Source organism: Streptomyces sp. NPDC052682 (assembly GCF_040678435.1).
In the GTDB taxonomy this organism is placed as follows: Bacteria; Actinomycetota; Actinomycetes; order Streptomycetales; family Streptomycetaceae; genus Streptomyces.
The window spans coordinates 83,179-105,604 of the sequence record NZ_JBFATS010000012.1; the positions used below are offsets into that span (position 1 = coordinate 83,179).

At 73.4% G+C, this 22,426-nt stretch carries 19 protein-coding genes; 13 read left to right on the forward strand and 6 right to left on the reverse strand.

The window, feature by feature from the left end; translation table 11 throughout:
- The first annotated feature begins 170 nt into the window (after positions 1-170).
- Positions 171-2,336, forward strand: coding sequence for a SpoIIE family protein phosphatase (locus AB0K80_RS20395; RefSeq protein WP_365671852.1), 2,166 nt, complete (start codon positions 171-173; stop codon positions 2,334-2,336).
- A gap of 178 nt (positions 2,337-2,514) precedes the next feature.
- On the opposite strand, the gene AB0K80_RS20400 is transcribed toward AB0K80_RS20395, so the two are convergent.
- Positions 2,515-3,882, reverse strand: coding sequence for a S1 family peptidase (locus AB0K80_RS20400; RefSeq protein ID WP_365671540.1), 1,368 nt, complete (start codon positions 3,880-3,882; stop codon positions 2,515-2,517).
- Positions 3,883-4,069: 187 nt separating this feature from the next.
- Here AB0K80_RS20400 and AB0K80_RS20405 point away from each other — a divergent pair, with 187 nt between their 5' ends.
- The 10 genes from AB0K80_RS20405 (at position 4,070) to AB0K80_RS20450 (ending at position 14,319) form a co-directional block, all read left to right on the forward strand.
- On the forward strand, positions 4,070-4,483 hold the full coding sequence (locus AB0K80_RS20405; protein ID WP_365671542.1) for a PaaI family thioesterase: 414 nt from the start codon (positions 4,070-4,072) through the stop codon (positions 4,481-4,483).
- A gap of 456 nt (positions 4,484-4,939) precedes the next feature.
- Positions 4,940-5,155 (forward strand): type A2 lantipeptide, encoded by a 216-nt coding sequence (locus tag AB0K80_RS20410; RefSeq protein ID WP_365671545.1) that lies wholly within the window; start codon positions 4,940-4,942, stop codon positions 5,153-5,155.
- 95 nt (positions 5,156-5,250) lie between these two features.
- Entirely contained in the window at positions 5,251-6,057 is an 807-nt protein-coding gene (locus AB0K80_RS20415) for an HlyD family efflux transporter periplasmic adaptor subunit (RefSeq protein WP_365671547.1), read from the forward strand.
- Positions 6,054-8,276 (forward strand): NHLP family bacteriocin export ABC transporter peptidase/permease/ATPase subunit, encoded by a 2,223-nt coding sequence (locus AB0K80_RS20420; protein ID WP_365671549.1) that lies wholly within the window; start codon positions 6,054-6,056, stop codon positions 8,274-8,276. Before AB0K80_RS20415 ends, AB0K80_RS20420 begins: the two co-directional genes overlap by 4 nt.
- Before the next feature lies 1 nt (position 8,277).
- On the forward strand, positions 8,278-11,091 hold the full coding sequence (locus AB0K80_RS20425) for an NHLP bacteriocin export ABC transporter permease/ATPase subunit (protein ID WP_365671550.1): 2,814 nt from the start codon (positions 8,278-8,280) through the stop codon (positions 11,089-11,091).
- Positions 11,092-11,176: 85 nt separating this feature from the next.
- Positions 11,177-12,187 (forward strand): Ppx/GppA family phosphatase, encoded by a 1,011-nt coding sequence (locus AB0K80_RS20430; protein ID WP_365671552.1) that lies wholly within the window; start codon positions 11,177-11,179, stop codon positions 12,185-12,187.
- 29 nt (positions 12,188-12,216) lie between these two features.
- The gene (locus tag AB0K80_RS20435) at positions 12,217-12,393 is read left to right on the forward strand and encodes a hypothetical protein (RefSeq protein ID WP_365671554.1); all 177 of its coding nucleotides are present in this window, start codon (positions 12,217-12,219) and stop codon (positions 12,391-12,393) included.
- 59 nt (positions 12,394-12,452) lie between these two features.
- Positions 12,453-13,466 carry an iron-containing redox enzyme family protein gene (locus AB0K80_RS20440; protein WP_365671556.1) on the forward strand — a complete coding sequence of 338 codons (1,014 nt, stop codon included), beginning with the start codon at positions 12,453-12,455 and terminating at the stop codon, positions 13,464-13,466.
- A gap of 21 nt (positions 13,467-13,487) precedes the next feature.
- Positions 13,488-14,141 carry a HemK2/MTQ2 family protein methyltransferase gene (locus AB0K80_RS20445; protein WP_365671558.1) on the forward strand — a complete coding sequence of 218 codons (654 nt, stop codon included), beginning with the start codon at positions 13,488-13,490 and terminating at the stop codon, positions 14,139-14,141.
- Complete coding sequence (locus AB0K80_RS20450) at positions 14,122-14,319, forward strand: CDGSH iron-sulfur domain-containing protein (RefSeq protein ID WP_365671560.1); 198 nt, start codon at positions 14,122-14,124, stop codon at positions 14,317-14,319. The genes AB0K80_RS20445 and AB0K80_RS20450 overlap by 20 nt, the downstream gene beginning before the upstream one ends.
- Positions 14,320-14,484: 165 nt before the next feature.
- Here AB0K80_RS20450 and AB0K80_RS20455 read toward each other — a convergent pair whose 3' ends face one another.
- Entirely contained in the window at positions 14,485-14,919 is a 435-nt protein-coding gene (locus tag AB0K80_RS20455; RefSeq protein WP_365671562.1) for a protease inhibitor, read from the reverse strand.
- Positions 14,920-15,242: 323 nt separating this feature from the next.
- On the opposite strand from AB0K80_RS20455, the gene AB0K80_RS20460 reads away from it, so the two are divergent.
- Positions 15,243-15,809, forward strand: a complete 567-nt coding sequence (locus AB0K80_RS20460) for a hypothetical protein (RefSeq protein WP_365671564.1) — start codon at positions 15,243-15,245, stop codon at positions 15,807-15,809.
- Between the two features lie 62 nt (positions 15,810-15,871).
- Positions 15,872-17,041, forward strand: a complete 1,170-nt coding sequence (locus AB0K80_RS20465; RefSeq protein ID WP_365671566.1) for a lactate 2-monooxygenase — start codon at positions 15,872-15,874, stop codon at positions 17,039-17,041.
- Between the two features lie 49 nt (positions 17,042-17,090).
- Here the strand turns inward: AB0K80_RS20465 and AB0K80_RS20470 are convergent, their stop codons facing one another.
- The 4 genes from AB0K80_RS20470 to AB0K80_RS20485 form a co-directional block, all read right to left on the reverse strand.
- Complete coding sequence (locus AB0K80_RS20470; RefSeq protein WP_365671568.1) at positions 17,091-18,728, reverse strand: RICIN domain-containing protein; 1,638 nt, start codon at positions 18,726-18,728, stop codon at positions 17,091-17,093.
- Between the two features lie 481 nt (positions 18,729-19,209).
- Positions 19,210-19,587, reverse strand: coding sequence for a toxin Doc (locus AB0K80_RS20475; RefSeq protein ID WP_365671570.1), 378 nt, complete (start codon positions 19,585-19,587; stop codon positions 19,210-19,212).
- Positions 19,588-19,590: 3 nt separating this feature from the next.
- The gene (locus AB0K80_RS20480) at positions 19,591-19,836 is read right to left on the reverse strand and encodes a hypothetical protein (RefSeq protein ID WP_365671572.1); all 246 of its coding nucleotides are present in this window, start codon (positions 19,834-19,836) and stop codon (positions 19,591-19,593) included.
- A gap of 226 nt (positions 19,837-20,062) precedes the next feature.
- Positions 20,063-22,306 (reverse strand): glycoside hydrolase family 9 protein, encoded by a 2,244-nt coding sequence (locus AB0K80_RS20485; protein ID WP_365671574.1) that lies wholly within the window; start codon positions 22,304-22,306, stop codon positions 20,063-20,065.
- Positions 22,307-22,426: the final 120 nt, after the last annotated feature.

A 22,426-nucleotide genomic window follows, 5' to 3' on the forward strand; every position in this document is an offset into this window, starting at 1 on the left:
ATGCATCGGGACACAGGGGGTACACGATGCGCCTTCACCGTGGGTGCCGGTGCCCCGCGTGTCCGTGACCGCAGGACGGCCACGGCACGGCCCGCTGCGGCTCGCCGTGCGCGACGAGCCGGCTGGGAGGAGATTTGACCCTGGGACCCGTCGCCCGGCCGTGCGAGGAGGTGGTCGGCGTGTCCGAGGGGCAGTCGTCCGCGCAGGCACCGGCGGCGGCCAGGAGGCCGGTCGGACGCCCGGCGCTGTCCCTGGCGCTCGCCGCGATGATGGACGACGTGCACGCCCACTCCGGCGCGGTGTACCTGCGGGCGCCGGACCAGCCGGTGCTGGAGATGGCGGTGATGGCGGGGCTGCCCCGGGCCTTCGCCGCGCCCTGGGAGCGGGTGGGGCTGAACGCGCCGATCCCGGTGGCCGAGGCGGTGCGTGAGCGGCGGCTGATCTGGGTCGGCGGCGAGGAGGACATGGCGCGCCGCTATCCGCGCATCGCCGTGGTGCTGCCGTACCCGTTCGCGCTGGCCGCCGTGCCGGTGGCGACCCGGACGACCACCTACGGCGCGGTCTTCGTGACCTGGCCGGGCTCGCACCCGCCGGAGCTGTCGGACCGGGAGCGGGATCACCTCACCGCGGCCTGCGACCGGCTCGCGGTGCGGCTGGAGCGGGCCGCGGAGCACAGCGTCGCCCCGCACCCCGAGCCGGACCTGGTCGGCGGCCCGCTGGTCGGCGGCCTGGCCGGCACGCTCGGCACGGTGGAGGCGGCCCGCATGGTGGGGCGGCTGCCGTACGGGCTGTGCTCCCTCGACCTGCACGGCCGGGTGGGCTTCGCCAACGCCGCGGCGGCCGAGCTGCTGGGCGTGCCGGTCAGCCGGCTGCTGGGCACCCAGCTGTGGACGTCGGTCCCGTGGCTGAACGACCCGGTGTACGAGGACCGCTACCGGGCGGCGCTGTTCAGCCAGCACACCGCCTCGTTCGTGGCGCTGCGCCCACCGGGTGAGTGGCTGTCGTTCCGCCTGTACCCGAGTACGACGGGACTGAGCGTCCGCATCAGCCGGGCCCGGGCGGTGTCGGAGATGAACCGCGCCGCGCCCGTGCCCGGCAGCGCGCCGTCCCGCCTGGTCAGCATCACGCAGGTGCTGAACCTGGCCGGTGCGCTGACCGAGGCGGTGGGGGTGGACGACGTGGTGCAGCTCGTCGCGGACGAGGTCGCCCCGGCCGTGGGCAGTCAGGGGCTGGTGGTGCTCGGATCGCGCACGGGCCGGCTGCGGGTGCTGGGGCACCGCGGATACCCGGATCCGCGGGTGGTGGAGCGGTTCGACGGGCTGCCGCTGAACGAGCAGACCCCGGGGACACAGGTGCTGCGGACCGGCGTGCCGGCGTTCTTCGAGTCGCGGGAGCAGCTGGACCACCTGTATCCGGCGCGGCAGGCCGCCCGGGACGGCTTCGCCGCCTGGGCGTACCTGCCACTGATCGCCTCCGGGCGGCCGGTGGGCACCTGCGTGTTCGCCTACGCCGAGCCGCATCCCTTCCCGACGGAGGAACGGGCGGTGCTGACCAGTCTGGCCGGGCTGGTCGCGCAGGCGCTGGAGCGGGCCGTGCTGTACGACACCAAGCACCGGCTCGCGCACGGACTCCAGGAGGCGCTGCTGCCGCACTCACTGCCGTCGCTGCCGGGCATCGAGGCCGCCGCCCGCTATCTGCCGGCCACCCAGGGCATGGACATCGGCGGCGACTTCTACGACCTGGTCCCCACCCAGGGGCTGGCGGCGGCGGTGATCGGGGACGTGCAGGGGCACAACGTGACGGCGGCCGGGCTGATGGGGCAGCTGCGTACCGCGGTGCGCGCGTACACGGCGGTCGGTCAGGCGCCCGCGGAGGTCATGCGCAGCACCAACCGGCTGCTGCTCGACCTGGGGTCCGACCTGTTCGCCAGCTGCCTGTACCTGCGGCTGGACCCGGCGCGCGGGCGGGCCGTGATGGCCCGGGCGGGGCATCCGCCGCCGCTGCTGAGGAAGCCGGACGGGCGGGTGCGGGTGCTCGACCTGGCGGGAGGCCCGCTGCTCGGCATCGACGCCTCGGCCACGTATCCCACGACCGAGGTGGACCTCGGCCCCGGCTGTCTGCTCGCCCTGTACACGGACGGGCTGGTGGAGGTGCCCGGGGTGGACTTCGAGGAGGCCCTCGCCGCGCTGAGCCGGCGGCTGGCCGGGGCCGGTGACCTGCCGCTGGACGAGCTCGCCGACCACATCATCCACCACAGCCGGCCCGACACGGACGGCGAGGAACGCATCGACGACATCGCGCTGCTGCTGCTCAGGGCCCGCCCGCCGGGCCCGTGAACCGCACCGCTGGTGGTGACAGCGCAACGGTCCGGCCCTCCCGCCGGAGGGCCGGACCGTGCACCGCCGGCCGGAACCGCGGAAGGCCGGCGGTGGCCGTGCGCGCCGGTGAACCGGCCCGGCCCCGCCACCACAGCCGGGTCCGGGCCGGCGTTCTCACCTCACCGGCCGACGAGGGTCAGCGGGTCACCGTCAGGCCGGAGCCGTCCGCGGCGCCCTGGCCGGCGTCGTCACCGGCACCGGCGGCGTCGTCACCGGCACCGGCCTCGTCACCGGCACCGGCACCCTGCCCGTTGCCGGCACCCTGACCATTGCCCTGGCCGTTGCCGGCGCCCTGGCCGCCCTCCGCGCCCTGGCCGTTCCCGGCGCCCTGGTCGCCGGCCCCGGCCTCCTGGCCGCCGGCCTGGTCGCCGGCGCCCGCGCCACCGCCCGCGCCGAGGGTGGCGCCGGTGGCCTGCAGGGCGGTGGTGACCGGCTGGAAGAAGGTCTCGCCGCCGGCCGTGCAGTCGCCGCTGCCGCCGGAGGTCAGGCCGATCGCGAGGCCGTCCCGGGTGAACAGGGAACCGCCGCTGTCGCCGGGCTCGGCGCAGACGTTGGTCTGTATCAGGCCGGTGACCGTGCCCTCCGGGTAGTTCACGGTGGCGTCGAGGCCGAGCACCTGGCCGTCGGCGAGACCGGTGGTGCTGCCCATCCGGAAGACCTCCTGGCCGACCGTGGCCTCGGCGGCCTCGGTGATCTGGACGGTCTGGTCGCCGAGGTTGACCTCGCTGGGCGCCTGGGTCGCGGGGTCGTCGTACTTCACCAGGCCGAAGTCGCCCTCGCCGGGGAAGACCGACTGGTCCACGGTGCCGATCGGCGCGCCGTTCTGCGCGTCGGACCACTCCTGGGCCGCTTCCGTGCAGTGACCGGCGGTCAGGAAGGCGGGCGAGCCGTCGGCGGCGGTGACGTTGAAGCCCAGCGAGCAGCGCGCGCCGCCGCCGAAGATGGCGTCACCGCCGGAGACGAACGTCTTGAAGGTGCCCTTGGACTTCTTGATGGTCGCCATGTCGGAGCCGAGGCTCCGCACGGTGGACTCAAGTCGGTCCCACTTGGCGCCGGTGACGGTGCTGTCCGCGGTCACCAGGATCTTGTTGGTGCGCGGGTCGACGGCCCACGAGGTGCCGGGAATGGTCGCCTTGGCCTTGAGGGTCCGGGCGCCCGCCTCCAGCTCGGCCAGGCTGTTGTCGACCTCGCGGACCTGGGCGCCGGCCTTCTTCGCCTGCACGACCACGTTGTTGTTGTCGCCGGGGACCACGTTGACGACGAGCTGCCGGCTGCCGGCGTCGTAGTAGGAGCCGGCGAAGGCGTCACCGAGGACACCGGCGAGCCGGGAGGCGAGATCCGAGGCGTCGGCCGCCTTCAGGGTCTTCGGCGCGGCCGCGGTACCGTCCGACGCGCCGTCCTGGGACGCGTTGGCGTGGGGGAGCAGGAGCGCGGCCGCGCCGAGCGCCACCACGCTGCCCGCCGCGATCGCGGCCTTGCGCTTCGGAATTCGCTTGTGACTCAAACTTCTCATCCTCCTGTGGGACCGGAGTCTGTGAGCCGCCGTTCGGCAGCTGTGGGGGGCGCCTGGATGGCTGTTGGTACGCACGGGCCACGCGGGGCGTTCAATTCCGTTTCCGGGCACGCGGATCGCGACAGCGAATCGGCCAACTCCCGCGTCCGGCGCGGGATCGGCGGGCACAATCCCCCATATGACGATGACCCCCGCGGAAGCCGACACGATCCTGTCCGCCCGTTTCGCCCCCTGGGTGCTCGACCTGGGGCTGTCGGCCGAGGCGGTGGGCGAGGACCGCGCGACATTGCGTCTGCCCTGGTCCGAGAGGCTGGCGCGGGACGGCGGCGGGCTGTCGGGGCAGGCGCTGATGGCCGCCGCCGACACCGCGACCGTGATCGCGGTGTCGGCGGCCCGGGGCGGCTACGGCCCGATGACGACGGTGCAGCAGTCGATGTCGTTCCAGCGCGCGGTGAGCGGTTCGGATGTCCTGATCGAAGCGGTGCTGACCAAGCTCGGCCGCCGGATGGCGTTCGCCGACATCACGCTGACGGCGGAGCGGACCGGGCAGCTGGCGGCCCGGGCCGGCGCGGTGTACGCCCTGCTGGACTGACACACTCCGCGTCCGGGCGGGGACTTTCCGTATCCAGGGCGGAAATGATTCCTGGCTTCAGGGAATCTGCACATCGAATACCCAACCCGGTCACGGGAGTCACGGCCGGCCGGGCAGCCGGCGGTGCCGGTCACGCCTTTGGGGAGGGAGTGCCGGATTCGCTGACAGCGATTCAAGAACGCGTGTGCGCCGATGCCGTGACGCTTGTGAAGAACTCCGCGCCGAGGTGTGCGCGGACCTGCACGGTTCGGGTGCGCTGCGACGTAAGTTGCCTGGTGGGACGGGTGGTTGATTGGAAGCGCGGACCGGCGGCGTGCTTTGATCCATCGCACCGCGGGGGCCACCCCAGGGCTTTCCGGAGACGGGCGCCCGGCGCTCGCGGTCGCGGCCGTCCATCTGTCCCCAGAGGGGGCCGCTCCCCCCTTGTGAAATATCCATACGAAGGGAAGTTCCATCATGAACTCCACCCCCCAGGTCGAGACCGTCGAGATCGCCGACGCCGAGCTCGACGCCGTTTCCGGTGGCCTGTCCGTGAACGCCGTGAACACCGTTACTGGCGCGGTGGACAGCATTGCCCCGGTTTCCGGCGTGGTCGGCACCGTCGTCGACACCGTCGAGGGCACCACGGGCCTGAACACGGCCCCGGTCACCAACCTGGTCGCCGGTCTCTGATCGCGCTCACGCGCCACTGAGTCCCGGAGCCGCAGCCGGCGGTTCCGGGATTCTCCCGTGCTGTCACGACGTCTTCTACGGGTGAGGGAAGTTCCTTGCAGTTCCGCCAACAGGCCCTCGCCAAGCTCCAGTCACCCGAGGAGCTCGACCTGCCGGTGCGTTTCGCCCGCCCGCAGGGCTGGCTCGTGCTGTCCGTGACGGTGGTCGCGATGGCGGCCGCCTCGGTGTGGGCGGTGACCGGCTCGGTGGCCTCCACGGTCAGCGCGCCCGCCGTCCTCACGCACGGGCAGGGCAGTTACGTGCTGCAGAGCCCCGTCGCGGGCCAGGTCACCGCCGTCCTCGCCGAGCCGGGGCAGCGGCTGCCCGCCCACTCCCCCGTGCTGAAGGTCCGTACGGCCAGGGGCGAGCAGGTCGTCCGTTCCCTGGACGCGGGCCGGGTCTCGGCGCTGGCCGCCAGCGTCGGGCAGATCGTCCGGACCGGCGCGGACGTCGCCGCCGTCGAGAAGGTCGCCCACGCCGGCGACCCGCTGTACGCCACGGTGTACGTGCCCGCCGAGAACGCCGCCGCCATCCCCGACGGCGCCGCCGTCGACCTCACCGTGCAGTCGGTGCCCAGCCAGGAGTACGGCGTGCTGCGCGGCCATGTGAAGGCGGTGGACCGCTCGGCGCAGTCCGCGCAGCAGATCGGCGCGTTCCTCGGGGACAGCCGGCTGGGCGAGCAGTTCACCGAGAAGGGCAGGCCGGTGGCCGTCACCGTCAGCCTCGACACGTCGCCGGGGACGAAGAGCGGCTACCGGTGGTCGTCCGCGGAGGGGCCGCCGTACAAGCTGACCTCCATGACCCTGGCCACGGGTTCGATCCGGCTGGCCGACCAGCACCCCGTCGATTGGCTGCTGCCGTGACCACCGCACCTCAGACCCGGGGCAGACGCCGTGCCGCCCCGCCCGAACGCACCGTGCCCAAGGCCCGCGCGAAGACCGTCCGCACCCCCACCGTGCTGCAGATGGAGGCCGTCGAGTGCGGCGCCGCCTCCCTGGCGATGGTGCTCGGCCACTACGGCCGGCACGTCCCGCTGGAGGAGCTGCGCATCGCCTGCGGCGTCTCCCGGGACGGCTCACGCGCCAGCAACCTGCTGAAGGCGGCGCGCAGTTACGGCCTGACGGCCAAGGGCATGCAGATGGACCTGGCCGCCCTCGCGGAGGTGAAGGCACCGGCCATCCTGTTCTGGGAGTTCAACCACTACGTCGTCTACGACGGCATGGGCCGCCGCTTCGGCCGCCGGGGCGTGTACATCAACGACCCGGGCAAGGGCCGCCGTTTCGTGCCGATGGAGGACTTCGACGGCAGCTTCACCGGTGTCGTCCTCGTCATGGAGCCCGGCGAGGACTTCACCCGGGGCGGCCGCAAGCCGGGCGTCCTCGGCGCGATGCCCGCCCGGCTGCGCGGTACCGCGGGCACCCTGCCCGCCGCCGTGCTGGCCAGCCTGCTGCTGGTGGTGGTCGGCGCGGCCGTGCCCGCGCTCAGCCGTACCTACATCGACGAGTTCCTCATCGGGAACCGGACCTCGCTGCTGGGCGTGCTGTTCACGTCCATGGCGGCGTGCGTGCTGCTCACGGTCGCCTTGACCTGGCTGCAGCAGGCCAATCTGCTGCACGGCCGGATCATCTCCTCCACCCTGTCCAGCGCCCGCTTCCTGCGGCACCTGCTGCGGCTTCCGGTGACGTTCTTCTCGCAGCGCAGCCCGGCCGACCTGGTGCAGCGGCTGCAGTCCAACGACGCCGTGGCCGAGACGCTGGCCCGTGACCTCGCGGCGGCGGGCGTGGACGCGGTCGTCGTCGTGCTGTACGCCGTCCTGCTCTACACCTACGACCCGCAGCTGACCTTCGTCGGCATCGGCGTGGCCCTGCTGAACATCGTGGCGATGCGCGTCGTCGTACGGCTGCGCGCGACCCGGACGGCGAAGCTGCGCGCGGACACCGCGCGGCTGACCAACACCGCCTACACCGGTCTGCAGCTGATCGAGACGATGAAGGCGACCGGCGGCGAGGACGGCTACTTCCGCAAGTGGGCCGGGCAGCACGCCACCACGCTGGAGGAGCAGCAGCGGCTCGGGGTGCCGAGCGCGTGGCTGGGGGTGGTCGCGCCGACGCTGGCGACCCTCAACAGCGCCCTGATCCTGTGGATCGGCGGGATGCGCGCCGTCGAGGGGCACATCTCGGTCGGTCTGCTGGTGGCGTTCCAGGCCCTGGTCACCCGTTTCACCGCGCCGCTGACCCGCCTCAACGGCGTCGCCGGCCGCATCCAGGACTTCGCCGCCGACGTGGCCCGGCTGAAGGACGTGGAGAACTTCCAGGCCGACCCGCTCTACGGCCGCCCGGGCTCCGGCGACTCCACGCGCCGCCTGGCCGGTCACGTGGAGCTGCAGAACATCACCTTCGGCTACAACCCGCTCGACAAGCCGCTGCTCACCGGCTTCGACCTGACGGTCGGCCCCGGGGAGCAGGTCGCGCTGGTCGGCGGCTCGGGCAGCGGCAAGTCCACGGTGTCGCGGCTGATCTCGGGTCTGTACACGCCGTGGGAGGGCGTCATCCGCATCGACGGGCAGCGCATCGAGGACATCCCGCGCGGGGCGCTCGCCGCCTCCGTCTCCTTCGTCGACCAGGAGGTGTTCCTCTTCGAGGGCACGGTCCGCGACAACGTGGCGCTGTGGGACCCCTCCATCCCGGACGACGCGGTGGTGGAGGCGCTGAGGGACGCCGCCCTGTACGACGTGATCATGCGCAGGCCGGGCGGCATCCACAGCAGGGTCGAGCAGGACGGCCGCAACTTCTCCGGCGGGCAGCGCCAGCGCCTGGAGATCGCGCGGGCCCTGGTGCGCCGGCCGAGCATCCTCGTCCTCGACGAGGTGACCAGCGCGCTCGACGCCGAGACCGAGCTGGTCGTCATGGACAACCTGCGCAGGCGCGGCTGTGCCTGCGTGGTGATCGCCCACCGGCTGAGCACCGTGCGCGACAGCGACGAGATCGTCGTCCTGGAGCACGGCACGATCGTCGAACGCGGGCGGCACGAGGAGCTGGTGGCGCGCGGCGGCGCGTACGCCGCGCTGGTCAGGGAGCGGTGAGATGACGACCGTGCACAGCGACGACTACGTCCTCGGCGCGCTCGGGTCGCTCGGCACCCGGATCGACTGCGCCGGGTTCACCCGCCTCGACCTGGCGGGGCCGCAGGTGCTGTGGCTGGTCGCGGCCGGTGCCGTGGACCTGTTCGCGGTGGACGCCGGACAGCAGGGCCAGTGGCACCACCTCGGGCGCCTGGAGGCGGGCTCCCTGCTGCTCGGCCCGGTGCCCGGCCCCCAGCACACGCTGGTCGCGCGCCCCCTGCGGGACTGCGTGGTGCACCGCATCGGGCTGCGCGAGCTGTACCAGGGCGCCGGCACCCAGACGTGGTCGTACGACGAGTACGGCAACCCGCAGTACGTGCCGCCGGCCACGAGCCCGCTGGAGTACGCCCTCGCCCTCGGTGTCGGCCGCAGTCTGTCGGTGCTGTTCCAGGCCCCCCTGGCCGAGCGGGCCGAGGAGGTCACCGACGACGACGTGTTCTGGATGCAGGTGCCGCCGGGCAGTGTGCAGTACGGCTCGCTGTACGGCGCGGAGGCCGCGGCCGACCTGCTGATGGACCCGGCGCTGTGGCAGTCCATGGTGGACCAGCAGTACCGGCTGCTGACCACCCTGGACCGCTGGATCGAGCAGCTGGAACACACCCACGCCTCCCGCACGGCCGAGGGCATCAAGGCCGGTGAGGCGGTGCGCGCCCAGGCCGACCGGACGCTGCTGGCGTCCATCGGCAAACGGTCCGGCCCCCGGGCGACCGCGGCCGACGCCGACGCGACGTACGCGGCGTGCAGACTGGTCGCCCAGGCGGCCGGGATCACTCTCGCCGAGCCCGCCCCGTCCGGTACCGGCGGGGAGCGGCTCGACCCGGTGGAGCGGATCGCCCTGGCCTCGCGGGTGCGGACCCGGGCCGTCCGCCTGGACGGCCGCTGGTGGCGCGACGACGTCGGACCGCTGGTCGGTCGCCGCGCCCTGTCCGGGGCGCCCGTCGCCCTGCTGTGGCGGCGCGGCGGCTATGTGGCGGTCCACCCCGCCACCGGCCGCGAGACGCCGATCGAGAAGGCCAACGCCGACGAGTTCGAGCCACGCGCGGTGATGTTCTACCGCCCGCTGCCCGACCGGCGGCTCGGTCCCCTGCGGCTGCTGCGGTTCTGTCTGCGCGGCACCCGCGGTGATCTGGCCAACCTGGTGATCAGCGGCCTGGTGACGGTGGCGATCGGGGCGCTGGTGCCGATCGCCACCGGCAAGGTGCTCGGCGAGTTCGTGCCGAAGGCGCAGACGGGGCTGATCGTGCAGGTCTGCCTGGCCGTGATCCTCAGCAGTGTGGTGGCGGCGGCGTTCATGCTGCTGCAGAACCTGACGCTGCTGCGTCTGGAGGGCCGTATCGAGGCCACCCTCCAGCCGGCCGTGTGGGACCGGCTGCTGAGACTGCCCACCACGTTCTTCACCGAGCGCTCCACCGGCGAGCTGGCCAGCGCGGCGATGGGCATCAGCGCCATCCGCCGGCTGCTGGCGGGGGTCGCCCCCACGGTCGCGCAGTCGGTGACGGTGGGCGCGATGAACCTGGGGCTGCTGTTGTGGTTCAGCGTGCCGATGGCGCTGGCCGCGGTCGGGATGCTGGTCGTCATCGCCGCCGTGTTCCTCGGGCTCGGGCTGTGGCAGGTGCGCTGGCAGCGGCGTCTGGTGGTACTCACCAACAAGCTGAACAACCAGGCGTTCCAGACGCTGCGCGGCCTGCCGAAGCTGCGGGTGGCGGCGGCCGAGAACTACGCCTACGCCGCCTGGGCGGACCGGTTCGCGCGCAGCCGCGAGCTGCAGCAGAAGGTCGGCCGGATCAAGAACCTCACCACCGTGCTCGGCGCGGTCTACCTGCCGGTGTGCACGCTGCTGATGTTCATGCTGCTGGCGGGCCCGGCGCGCGGGTCGATGTCGGCGGCCGCGTTCCTCACCTTCAACACCTCGGTGACGATGGTGCTGACCTCCGTCACCCAGATCACCGGCGCGTTCGTCTCGGCGGTGGCCGCGCTGCCGCTGTTCGAGGAGATCAGGCCGGTGCTGGACGCCACCCCCGAGGTGCGCAGCGGCAGCACCCGGCCCGGGCCGCTGTCCGGGGCGATCGAGGCGCGCCGGCTGTCCTTCCGCTATTCCGACGACGGCCCGCTCGTCCTGGACGATGTGTCGTTCGCGGTGCGGCCGGGCGAGTTCGTGGCGATCGTCGGCCCCAGCGGCTGCGGCAAGTCCACCCTGCTCAGGCTGCTCATCGGCTTCGACCGCCCGCTGTCCGGCAGCGTCCTGTACGACGGGCAGGACCTGGCCGCCCTCGACCAGTCGGCGGTGCGCCGCCAGTGCGGGGTCGTGCTCCAGCACGCCCAGCCCTTCACCGGCTCGATCCTTGACGTGATCTGCGGCGCCGAGCCGTACACGCCGGAGGAGGCGATGGCGGCGGCCGAGCTGGCCGGGCTCGCCGAGGACATCAAGCGCATGCCGATGGGCCTGCACACCATCGTCTCCGGCAGCGGCGCGATCTCCGGGGGCCAGCGGCAGCGGCTGATGATCGCCCAGGCGCTGATCCGCCGCCCCCGCATCCTGTTCTTCGACGAGGCGACCAGCGCCCTGGACAACGAGACGCAGCGCACGGTGATCGAGTCCACCAAGGCCCTCAACGCGACCCGCATCGTCATCGCGCACCGCCTGTCCACGGTGCTGGACGCGGACCGGGTGATCGTCATGGAGGACGGCAAGGTCGTCCAGCAGGGCCCGCCCGCCCAGCTCCTCGCCGACACCGGCGGCCGGCTGCACGAGCTGGTGCGGCGGCAGATGGCCTGACGGCGGCTGCCGGTGCGGTGGCGCGTCCTCGCCGCAGGCCGGATACGGCCCGTTGCTCCCTCGCGTAAATGGGTACCCACCGCGCATGCGAATCAGCGTGGTGGACGTGGGATCGAAGACGGTCAGACTCGTGGTGGCGGACGCCGAGGGCGGTGTGCCCCTGCCGGTGCACACCGCCAAGTGGCGGCTTCGGCTGTCCGAGCAGGTCAGGCCGGGCGGGCCGCTGCCCGATCACGCCGTGGCCCAGCTCGTCGACGCGGTCGCCGAGGCGGGCACGACCGCCGCCCGGTGGGGTGCGCCGAACCCGTTGGCGTTCGCGACGGCCGTGGTGCGGGGCGCCCCCAACCGTGACGAGGTGCTGCGGACCGTCCGGGCCCGCACCGGCGTGGAGCTGTGCACGCTGCCGGGCGAGGTCGAGGCCGAGCTGACGTTCCTCGCGGCCCGGCGCTGGATGGGGTGGCGCTCGGGGCCGCTGGCGCTGCTGGACATCGGCGGCGGCTCGCTGGAGGTCGCCTTCGGGCGGGGCCGGGTGCCCGACTTCGTGGCCTCGCTGCCGCTGGGCGCGCACCGGCTCACCCACGAGTTCTTCGACGGGGGCCTGGAGCCGCCGTCGCCCGAGCAGCTGCGCGCGCTGCGCCGCAGGGTCCGCCACCAGCTGCGGGACGTCGCGGCCCGGATCCGCTGGGAGGGCCCGCGCACCGCGGTCGCCACCTCCCGCACCTTCCAGCAGCTGGGGCGGCTGTGCGGGGCCGCGCCCGGACGCCACGGGCCGTTCGTCGAACGGGATCTGCACCGCCGTGACCTGCGGGAGGCCATCGCCCGGCTGGCCGCCCTGCCCGCCGTCGACCGCGCCCGGCTGCCCGGCATCTCCGCACCCCGGGCCGCGCAGAGCCTGGCCGGCGCGGTGGTCGGGCACACGGCGATGAAGCTGACCGGGCTGAAGGCGGTCACGATCTGCCCCTGGGCGATCCGCGAGGGCGTCCTGCTGCGCCACATCGAGGACGGCCCGTCCTGGTGGGCGCAGGTCAGCCGCCTCGACGAGGAGGAGGCACCGCCGAACCCCGTACCGCTGCGCGTCGCGTCCGCCACCAGCTGAGCACCCACACCTGTCGAGGAGGAGACACCGTGTCCGACAAGACCCACGGCGAGAAGCCCGAGACGGCCGTCGAGGAAGTGCTGCACGAGGTCGAGGAGGCGGAGCGGCGCACCCGGGACACCGGCGAGCAGCGCCGCCACCGGGGCGAGGCCGGCGAGGCCGTCACCCCGAACACGCGGGCGCAGCAGGAGTCCCACGGGGAGTGACGGCGAGCGTGGGCGAGGCTCGCGCGGCTGGTCCGGCGCGCCCGGGGTACCCGCGGCGCATGGAGCACGAGCACGAAGGACCACGGCTGCCGGCGCCGCGCGGGCCGCTGTCCGCACGCGTCAAGGAATACCTGCTGGGCACGGGCCCGCTGCCGGGCCCCGCCGAGTTCGCCGCGGCGGACGTCTACGGCGACGACGTCCAGCTGGCCCTGTACCTCTGCTACGAGCTGCACTACCGCGGCTTCGCGGGCGTCGCCCCGGAGCGCGAGTGGGACCCGGACCTGCTGCGGGTCCGCGCGGCACTGGAGCACCACTTCCTGTCCGCGCTGCGCGCCGACGCCCGGGTCCACGACAGCGTGCCCGACGCGCTCTCCGGCCTGCTGGTCGAGCCCGTCGAGGGCACCGGCGTCACCCACTTCCTGCGGGACGAGGGCGAGCTGTGGCAGCTGCGCGAGTACGCGGCCCAGCGCTCCCTGTACCACCTGAAGGAGGCCGACCCGCACGCCTGGGTGCTGCCGCGGCTGTGGGGACGGGCCAAGGCCGCGATGGCCGCGGTCGAGTTCGACGAGTACGGCGGCGGCCGGCCCGACCGGCTGCACGCCCAGCTGTTCGCCGACCTGATGACGGACCTCGGGCTGGACACGACGTACGGCCGCTACCTGGACGCGGCGTCGGCCGAGGCGCTGGTCACGGTGAACCTCATGTCGCTGTTCGGTCTGCACCGGGCGCTGCGCGGGGCCCTGGTGGGGCACTTCGCGGCGGTCGAGATCACCTCCTCCCCCGGGTCCCGGCGGCTCGCCGAGGCGATGCGACGCACCGGCGCCGGGCCCGCCGCCGAGCACTTCTACGACGAGCATGTGGAGGCCGACGCGGTGCACGAGCAGGTGGTGCGCCACGACGTCATCGGCGGGCTGCTGGAGGCCGAGCCGCACCTGGCGCCGGACGTGGCCTTCGGTATCGACGCCACCGTGTTCGTCGAGGACCGCCTCGCCGCCCGCCTGCTCGCCGACTGGCGCGCGGGCCGGTCCTCCCTGCGCACCCCGCTGACTCCCGAAATGGCCCATACATCCTGAATGCCGGGGTAGCTGGATTCCATGTTGTGGCTGATACCGCCGGGCGTGTACGCCCCGCAGGAGGACACCGAACTGCTGGCCGGCGCCCTGGCCGAGGAGCCACTGCCGCCCGGCGCGAAGGTGCTCGACGTGGGCACCGGGAGCGGCGCGCTGGCGCTGCGGGCCGCGCGGCTCGGCGCGCGGGTGACCGCGGTGGACGTGTCGTGGCGCGCGGTGTGGGCCGCCCGCCTCAACGCCCTGCGCGCCCGGCTGCCGCTGCGCATCCGGCACGGGAACCTGTTCGCTCCCGTGCGGGGCCAGACCTTCGACGTGATCCTGGCCAACCCGCCCTACGTGCCCTCCCCGGACACCGGCGGCCGGCCGCGGGGCGCGGCGCGGGCCTGGGACGCGGGCCAGGACGGCCGGCTGGTGCTGGACCGGATCTGCCGGGAGGCGCCCGCCCTGCTGCGGCCCGGCGGCGTCCTGCTGCTGGTGCAGTCCGAGCTCAGCGACCCCGACCTGACGCTCCAGCGGCTGCGCGCGGCTGGACTGAAGGCCGCGGTGACCCGCCGCCGGCGGATCGCGTTCGGTCCCGTCCTGCGCGGCCGGGAGCGGTGGCTGCGGGAGCGGGGGCTGCTGCCCGCCGCCCGGAACGAGGAAGAGCTGGTGGTCGTCCGTGCCGAACTCCCCGTCTGACGTCCCGCGCCGGATCACCGTCCGGCGCAAGGGCCCCCTGCTGGTGGAGGGCCCGGTGGAGGTGGAGCTCGAGGACGGTACGACCGTCCGCTCCGACCGCTTCAAGGTGGCGCTGTGCACCTGCCGCCGCAGCCGCCGCTACCCGTGGTGCGACACCAGCCACCGCGACCGGAGCTGAACCGCCGCGCCCCTGGTGACCGGGTGTGACGGTGGAGCCCGGAGGCCGGCGGGCGGCCCCACTCCGCCCGCCGGCCCCCTCGACGAGACCGCCGGTTCCCGTCGCCGCGCCTCGCACTCCCCAGTCACGGGGCGCTTCTTGCGCGGGAACCCTGCGATCCCGGTCTCAGAACGCGAAGACGCTCCAGCTGTGGGCGTTCTTCACGCACTCGTTGGAGAAGGTGCGCTCGTAGGAGACGCGCTGGCCCTGCCAGACGCCGTCGACGGTGACGACCACGGGGTCGTACTCCCTGGTGCACATCACGTCGTCCCTGGCACCCAGGGCGTCGAACTCGCCGCCCACATCGCTGAGTTCGGCGCAGGCCTGCGCGGCGGCCGGGTGGCTGCCGGAGGGCTTGGGGGCACAGGTCAACGTGACCGCGCGTTCCGGGGTGGCGGTGGCGGCGCTCTCGCCGTGGCCCACGGTGAGCACCAGGGCCGAGGGGGCGTAGAGCGCGGAGGGGGCACTTCCCGGGGCGGCGAGCGCGGTCCCCGCCAGGGGTGCGCAGACGGCGGCGGCCGTGAGGCCGAGGGTCGTGGCCCAGCGCGCGGTGTTCCGCATTGTGTGCATCCTTCCGCTCGTTTCGACAGGCGCCGGTCCGTGCTCGGTCGGTGCCGGGCCGGCGAGCGCGAGTCTGCCGAGTCCGCCGCGGAAACACACATCGACCCCATGGGTTTCAGTAACGTTCCGTATTGAATCAGTGGCGTGAAGTCAGGGAGCCCGGGCGGGGAAAGCCCGTAACTGAGCCCCCGCCGGGCGCACGATGTGGCCACATGGCCAGAACACACAGGTTCGGCAATAGGCCTGAAACATTCCGCTTCCGCCCGTCGGTGACTGCTTCGAGACCTCTTGTGTTCATGCTCGGGACGAGTAATCGTCATTACATGATTACGGCAGAACAGCGAGAGAAGCTGCGCGGCTGGTTCACCGGCCGCCTCCCCGACGACCTCTTCGAGGAGCTGACCGAGCTCACGGTCGACCGCGAGGAGATCACCGTGATCGGCCGCATTCCCGAACCGCGGCCGGCCAAGGATGCCTCGGCCGCCGAGCGGGAGGCGGCGGTCCAGGGCCGGATCCAGGAGTTCCGCGAACGCACCCGCGAGACACGGATGGCCGTGGCCCGCGAGGCCGAGCACGCCTTCCGGCGCAAGGTGTCCTGGGGCGTGGAGTGCGGTGGGCAGCGGGCCCTGTTCACCCACGTGGCCGCCCCGGTCATGACCCGGCTGCGCCAGCCCGAGCGGCAGGTCCTCGACACGCTCATCGCCGGCGGTGTGGCCCGCAGCCGCAGCGACGCGCTGGCCTGGTGCGTGCGGCTGGTGCAGCGCCACACCGACGACTGGCTCACCGAACTGCGGGAATCCCTCGAACACGTCCAGCGGGTCCGCGCCCAGGGCCCGGACGCGGACGCTCCGCAGGACGCCGCGCACGGCGCCGAGGAGGAGGACGGCTAGAGAGCGGTCGGTACCGTCGGGTCGACCGGAGCGGGCGCGACGACGGGAGGCGGGACGTACCGATGACCAGGCACTGGGCGGACTTCCAGTACGAGATCTACCTCAACGGGACGACGGGGGCCGTGCCGCGGCTGCCCACCGATCTGACCCGGCTGGAGGAACTCACCGAACGGCGGCTCGGGCCCGGCCCGGTCGGTTACGTGGCGGGCAGCGCGGGCGACGGCAGCACGGCCCGCGCCAACCGGGCGGCGCTGGAGCGGCGCCGCATCGTGCCGCGGATGCTGCGGGACGTGCACGAGCGCGACCTGTCGGTGGAGGTGCTGGGCCGCGCCCTGCCCGCGCCACTGGCCCTGGCACCCGTCGGAGTGCTGTCGATCATGCATCCGGACGCCGAGTCCGCCGCCGCCCGGGCCGCCGCCGCGCAGGGCGTGCCGTACGTGCTCTCCTCGGCGTCCAGCACACCGATGGAGCAGGTCGCCGAGGCGATGGGCGACGCAGAGCGCTGGTTCCAGCTGTACTGGCCCAAGGACCCCGAGGTCGCCCGGAGCTTCCTGACCCGGGCGCGGGCCGCCGGGTACACGGTGCTCGTCGTCACACTGGACACGCCGTTGCTGGCGTGGCGCCCGCGCGATCTCGACCAGGCGTACCTGCCGTTCCTGCACGGGGTGGGCACCGCCAACTACTTCTCCGACCCGGCCTTCCGGGCGGGCCTGGACAAGCCGGTGCACGAGGACCCGGACGCGGCGGTGGCGCACTTCGTGGGGATGTTCGCGGACCCGGCCAAGACCTGGCCGGACCTGGCGTTCCTGCGCGAGAACTGGGACGGCCCGATCGTCCTGAAGGGTGTGATGCACCCGGACGACGCCCGCCTGGCCGCCGACGCCGGGATGGACGGGGTGATCGTGTCCAACCACGGCGGCCGTCAGGTGGCCGGCGCCGTCGCGGCGGCCGACGCGCTGCCCGGTGTCGTGGACGCCGTCGGCGAGCGGCTCACCGTCCTGTTCGACAGCGGCGTGCGCACCGGCGCCGACATCGCCAAGGCCCTCGCCCTCGGCGCCCGGGCGGTCCTCGTGGGACGGCCGTACGTCTACGGCCTCGCCCTGGACGGCCAGGCGGGCGTCGAGCACGTGATCCGCTGTCTCCTCGCCGAGCTCGACCTCACCCTCGCCCTGTCGGGTCACGCCACCGCGGCCACGCTCGGCCGGGCGGACCTCGTCGAGGGCACCGGGTGAGGGCACCGGGTGAGGGCCGGGGCACCCCCCGGCCCTCCTCCCTGGCGGCCTAGAGGTCGGACGGCTCCGCGTCGCGTGCGGGCGGCGCGCCGGTGCCCGCGATGGACAGGGAGCCCTCGGCCGTCGCCACCGGCTCCGCCCGCCAGCGCTGGGTGGCGGAGCGGTCGCGGACCTTGACGACGAGGTCGGAGTCCGGGGCGTCGGCGGTGGGGGCGAGGGCGAGCCGCTCGTCCCAGCGGGGCAGCAGCTCGCCCTGCACGGTGAGGTCGTAGCGCACGTCGTCACCGCGTTCGCCGTCCGCGGCGGCACAGGTGCCGAGGACGACCACGCCCGCGTCCTTGTGGGAGTCCAGGCACAGCCCGGGATCGGCCACGCTGCGCAGCAGGCCGTCCTCCTCGTACGTCCACTGCTGGGTCCACGCCGACGAGCACGCCGCCGACCGCGCGGCCGTGCCCTCCTTGGTCTCGCCCCGGACGTCCAGGCACAGGCCGGTGGCCTCGTTGCGCAGCCGGGTCGGCGCCGCCGCCGTCGGGAGCCCGGCCGTTCCGGGTCCGGTCGCGGTCGCGCCGGGCGGTGCGGCCCCGCTGCCGCCGACCGCGCTGGTGGAGCCGGTCGGGTCGGCGCCCGAGCCGCCCTGCGAGGAGCCGCTGACGATCAGCACGGTGGCGAGCACCCCGGCGGAGACGGCCCCGACGCCCGACAGCAGCGCGCGCGAGGAACGCAGCACCTGAGGGATGCGGACGCCGCCCGTGGTGCGGCGGCCGGGCGCGGGGACGCGGGACAGGAGCCGGGGGCGGGGATCGCCGGGCGGTCCGCCCCTGCGGCGTCCGCCGCGGCGGCCGGCGCGCGGGGCACGGCCCGGGCGGGAGTCGAGATAGCGGCGGGCGCCCCAGCCGAGCACCGCTTCGGCGATCAGCGGGCCCAGCCCGCCCTCGAAGTGGCTCAGCTGCTCGGCCGCGTTCCGGCAGTGGCCGCACTCCCCCAGATGGTCCTGGACGTCCGGGAGCAGGGCACCGCCCCGGCGGATCGGGACGTCGAGGAGACGGTTGTGGAAGCGGCAGTCCTTGGTCGGCGCGAGTTCCCGATGGGCGTGTACACAACCCTGACGGAATGCGTCACGCGCTTGTTCGAGGACGGCCGACGCGGTGTCGGTGTCCATGCCCAGCAGACCGGCCGGGACGGTTATCGGTTCGGCCTCCACTGCGGCATGCCAGAGCAAACAGCGCGCGGCCGCGGGAAGCGCCTGGAATGACAGCTGGGCCAGCGCGCGGTTTTCGGGCGTCATCGACTTCGCCGCCCGCATACCCCGCCCGCCGGCGGGTTTGTGCAACTCCGGCAGAACAGCGGCTATTCGGTCGTCCGCGGCCCACTCCTGGACCGTGTCGCGCAGGGTCACCAGGAGCGCCGGGCGCAGCGCGACGGCGGACTCGCCGAAGGCGAGCCGGTTGAGGGTCCGGTGGAAGGCCGTGGAGGTGACCATGGCGGCGACCTGCGCCGACGAGGCGAGGCAGATGACGGCGTAGTCGTACACCGGCTGCCAGTGCCGCGACATCAGTAACGCGACGGAGTGGGCGGCGGCCTCACTGTCCGGGCGGCCTCTGAGCCGGGCGGCGAGGGCTTCGTCCGATTCCCCCGGATCCCCGCCGGGCGGGGGATACGGCGGACGAGGGGGGTGGGGGGTGGGCACTGAGAGGTTTCCTTCCCACGCGCACGTGACACACGGAAGTTCTGTCGCCGAAAAGCGGTCCCGGTCGCGGACCTCTTTCGGCGGGGCGCGGGGGCAGGAATTCGCCGGCGGCGAATCGGAGCCGGTTCATCAACGCGCGTGCGACACCCGGCCATTCCCCCCGCACGGGTGATTCACTCTCGCACAACCCCCACACGGCCAACAAGGCAATCGGGCAACCTGCGCGCCTTTGACAGAAAGTCAGTCACCAGACAAACCAGCGCCTCTCGTATGCGCTTTCGACCTGTCACGCACCCCGTGTGAATCGCACGCCCCTACCCGGTGCGCCGCGCACGCTCCCGGCGCACGCGCCGGCGTAGTGCACTGGGCGTGGCCCTTCTCAAAAGGCCAGCGTGCGGGACGGCGGCTCTCCTGCGCGCCATGGGCCGCCGGCCCCGTTCCTCCCGCCCTCGGCCGGCGGCCCCGGGGGGGCCGTCGCTTCTCAGATCTGCCAGGCGCGCAGCCGGTCCGCGGCCCCGTAGACGTCCGTCGTACCGGACATCAGATCGCGGGCCAGGTCGACGAGGGCACCGTAGGGCGGGTCGATGCCGACACCGCTGACGAACATGTACGCCACCGCGGTCGCGCAGGCGAAGCGGGCGTTGGCCGACGGCAGCGGGCGGAGCACCGCGAGGGTGTGCAGCAGCGCGGCGGCCCGCCAGGCCGGGTCGGAGTCCACGCCGAGGCGGGGCGGGTCGACGCGGTGCCGGGCGACGGCGGCGACCAGCGCGGAGAAGTCGTTGACGGTGGGCTGGTCCGGCAGGACCTCCTCATGACGCTGGAGCAGCCAGGGCACGTCGATATGGATGACGGGTGCCATCGGTCAGGCGGCCCGCCCCTGGCCCTTGCCGGCCGGTTCGTCGTCGGGGAAGGCGGCGGCGAACTCCTCGGCATGGGAGGCGAAGAACCGCCGGAAGGCCTCCGCGCCTTCCTGCAGCGCCCGGTGGCGGGCTATGTCGGCCGCGGCGGCCTCCCGCACGAGCGCCTTCATGGACGTACCGCGCTCCTTGGCGATCTGCCGCAGGTCCTCCAGCTCGCGGTCGCTGAACTCCACGTTGAGAGCAGGCATGCCCTCACGGTACCGCTCGGGTACTCACTCGTAAATACCCCCAGGTCAGATATGCCTTCCGGTGGTACCGGCCCATCCCGGGCAGCCTGGCTCCGGTGAGAGGCGCGTCACACGGGGACCGCCGACGGTCGCCGTCCGGCCGGTCCCGCCGTGCACAGCACAGGGCCGCCCGGGAGGGCGCGGTGGCACTCCCGAGCGGCCCGGTGGAACCGCTTGACGCTCTCCCCTACGCCTGGTCCGCCACGAAGGCGGCCATGCGGGTCAGGGCGGCGTTCCAGTTGATCGTGTGCTCGTTGGTCGCCCACGACTGGATGTCGTCGATGTAGCAGAACTGGCCGACACAGCCCTTCAGTTTCGCCTGCGCCAGCGGGTCCTGGATGCCGGAGTTCGGCCCGCCGGCCAGCGTGCCGTCCGGCGGGTCCGGCAGCGCCGGGTCGAGCTGGCGGGCATACCAGCGGCTGTGCTGACGGTGCGCGTTGACCTCGCCGTAGCCGGTGACGTACGAGATGTTCAGCGCGTTGCGGCCCAGGATGTAGTCCATGGACTGCAGGGCGCCGTCCCGGTACTTCGCAGCGCCGGTGAGGTCGTAGGCGGTGGCGAGGACGACCGCGTTGTTGAGGACCTGGTGGTTGGAGCCCCAGTCGTAGACGTTGTCCTCGGGTGCGTACGGCATGCCGTACGGGTGGGCCTTGAGGGTCGCCAGGTAGCGGCCGGCGCCCTGGACGACGGAGGCGCGGACCTTGTCCCGGCCGGGCAGCCTGCTCGGCACCAGGGCCAGGTCGAGACGTCCGGCGGCGGCCGTGCGGGCCCAGTCGAAGCCGAGCGGGCCGAAGATGTCGGCGGTGTGCACCGGGGAGTTCAGGACGTACTGCTCGAACTCCTTCTCGCCCGTGGTCAGATACAGCTCGGCCGCCGCCCAGTAGAACTCGTCCGTGACGGTGCTGTCGGGGTAGGCGCCGCCGCCGATGCCGTCGTCGGGGTCGGCGAGGATGCCGGGGTGGGCCAGGGCCGCCGTCCACGCCTTGCGCGCGGCGGCCAGCGTCTTCGCCGCGAAGGCCTTGTCGTACGGCTTGTACAGGCGGGCCGCCTGCGCCGCCGTCGCGGCCAGGTTGAGGGTGGCGGCGGTGGTCGGCGGGTGCAGCTCACGCGGCTGCGGGTCGTCGTGCGGCATCAGCGGCAGCCCGGTCCACTGCGCGTCGTGGATCTTGTGGTGGGCCATGCCGGCCAGCGGCTTGCCGTCCGGCACCTGCATCCTCAGCAGGAACTCCAGCTCCCAGCGGGCCTCGTCCAGGATGTCCGGGACCTTGTTGCCGCTCTCCGGGATGTTCAGGCTGCCGTCGCCGAGCTTGCCGGGCTGCCCGGTGCGGGTGTGCAGGGCGCGTTCGTAGGTGCTGAGCACCTCCCAGGTGGAGATGCCGCCGTTGACGACGTACTTGCCGTGGTCTCCGGCGTCGTACCAGCCGCCGGAGACGTCCAGCCGGTAGTCGCACTCACCCGGCCGGCAGGGCACGTCCGTGTCGCCGCGGTTGGGGGCGACGCCCACGTGTCCGGCCGGGCGGCCGTAGCCGGGGCGCAGCTCCTCGCGGATCGGCGTGCCGCTGCGCTGGGTGTAGTAGTACTTCGCCGCGTCCAGGCGCAGCCGCTCGTAGGCGCGGGTGCCGATGTCGAAGGGGCGACTGGTCTCGCCGTCGGCGACCAGGGTGAAGCCCGTGCCGCGCTTGCGGTAGGCGCCGAAGTCGATGGAGTGGACGTTCTGCCCGGAGGAGCCGTCGACCCCGCGTGGCACGCTCCAGCCCCGCGCGACCACCGCCCCCTCGGCGTTCTTCAGCTGCCAGGGCAGCTTCGCCGTGGCGTCGGTGACCAGGGTGGCGTTCTTCGGCCCGGCGGGCAGGTAGGCGACCTGGTTGACGCGGACCCGGGGCCCGGTGTCCGGTTCGTACTGCTCGGGCGGCACCCCGCCGAGCAGCGAGACGTCGTCCAGGCAGAACCGCCACGGGTCGGCGCTGCCGCCGAGCTGGAAGCCGACCTGGCCCTGGGCGGTGTCGACGGGCGAGGTGAAGGTGTAGGTGTACCTGTCGCCGGAGACGCTGAGCTGGGGAGTCACCTCGTAGTAGGTGTCGTACGGCGCCGCCGACAGGCCGACGATCGCCCGCACCACGTGCCCGGCCGGTGAGCCGGTCGCGCTGAACGAGAAGCGGTACGACTCCCCCTTCACCAGGGTGATGTCGTTCTGCCCGACGGCGGCGTCCCAGCGGTTGGCGGTGCCGCCGGGGACGTCGGCGCAGAGCTTGCCGTCGGACAGGCCTCCGGTGACGTTGCTCGTGGTCCACCAGGGGTCGGTGGTGGTGTCGAAGGTGCCGTTCTTGACCTGCTCGACCTCGTCGGCCCCGGCCGGGGCGGCGGGGAGGGCGACGAGGCCGGTGGCCAAGAGAGCTGTCAGGGACAGCAGGGCGGTACTGCGTCTTTTCACGTCTGGGCTCCTCGGTGCGGGAGTGCGGGTCGCGCTCGGGGGCATGCGTGGGAGCGCTCCCAGATGCGGACGCAGGACATGCTTGTGGCAGATGTGACACCGCGTCAACGGTCCGGACGG

Bases quoted from the DNA above. Each gene is read 5' to 3' on its own strand.
- AB0K80_RS20405 (WP_365671542.1), top strand. From the start codon at position 4,070: ATGACGATGACCCCCGCGGAAGCCGACACGATCCTGTCCGCCCGTTTC.
- AB0K80_RS20410 (WP_365671545.1), top strand. From the start codon at position 4,940: ATGAACTCCACCCCCCAGGTCGAGACCGTCGAGATCGCCGACGCCGAG.
- AB0K80_RS20425 (WP_365671550.1), top strand. From the start codon at position 8,278: ATGACGACCGTGCACAGCGACGACTACGTCCTCGGCGCGCTCGGGTCG.
- AB0K80_RS20430 (WP_365671552.1), top strand. From the start codon at position 11,177: ATGCGAATCAGCGTGGTGGACGTGGGATCGAAGACGGTCAGACTCGTG.
- AB0K80_RS20440 (WP_365671556.1), top strand. From the start codon at position 12,453: ATGGAGCACGAGCACGAAGGACCACGGCTGCCGGCGCCGCGCGGGCCG.
- AB0K80_RS20445 (WP_365671558.1), top strand. From the start codon at position 13,488: ATGTTGTGGCTGATACCGCCGGGCGTGTACGCCCCGCAGGAGGACACC.
- AB0K80_RS20455 (WP_365671562.1), bottom strand. From the start codon at position 14,919: ATGCGGAACACCGCGCGCTGGGCCACGACCCTCGGCCTCACGGCCGCC.
- AB0K80_RS20460 (WP_365671564.1), top strand. From the start codon at position 15,243: ATGATTACGGCAGAACAGCGAGAGAAGCTGCGCGGCTGGTTCACCGGC.
- AB0K80_RS20465 (WP_365671566.1), top strand. From the start codon at position 15,872: ATGACCAGGCACTGGGCGGACTTCCAGTACGAGATCTACCTCAACGGG.
- AB0K80_RS20475 (WP_365671570.1), bottom strand. From the start codon at position 19,587: ATGGCACCCGTCATCCATATCGACGTGCCCTGGCTGCTCCAGCGTCAT.
- AB0K80_RS20480 (WP_365671572.1), bottom strand. From the start codon at position 19,836: ATGCCTGCTCTCAACGTGGAGTTCAGCGACCGCGAGCTGGAGGACCTG.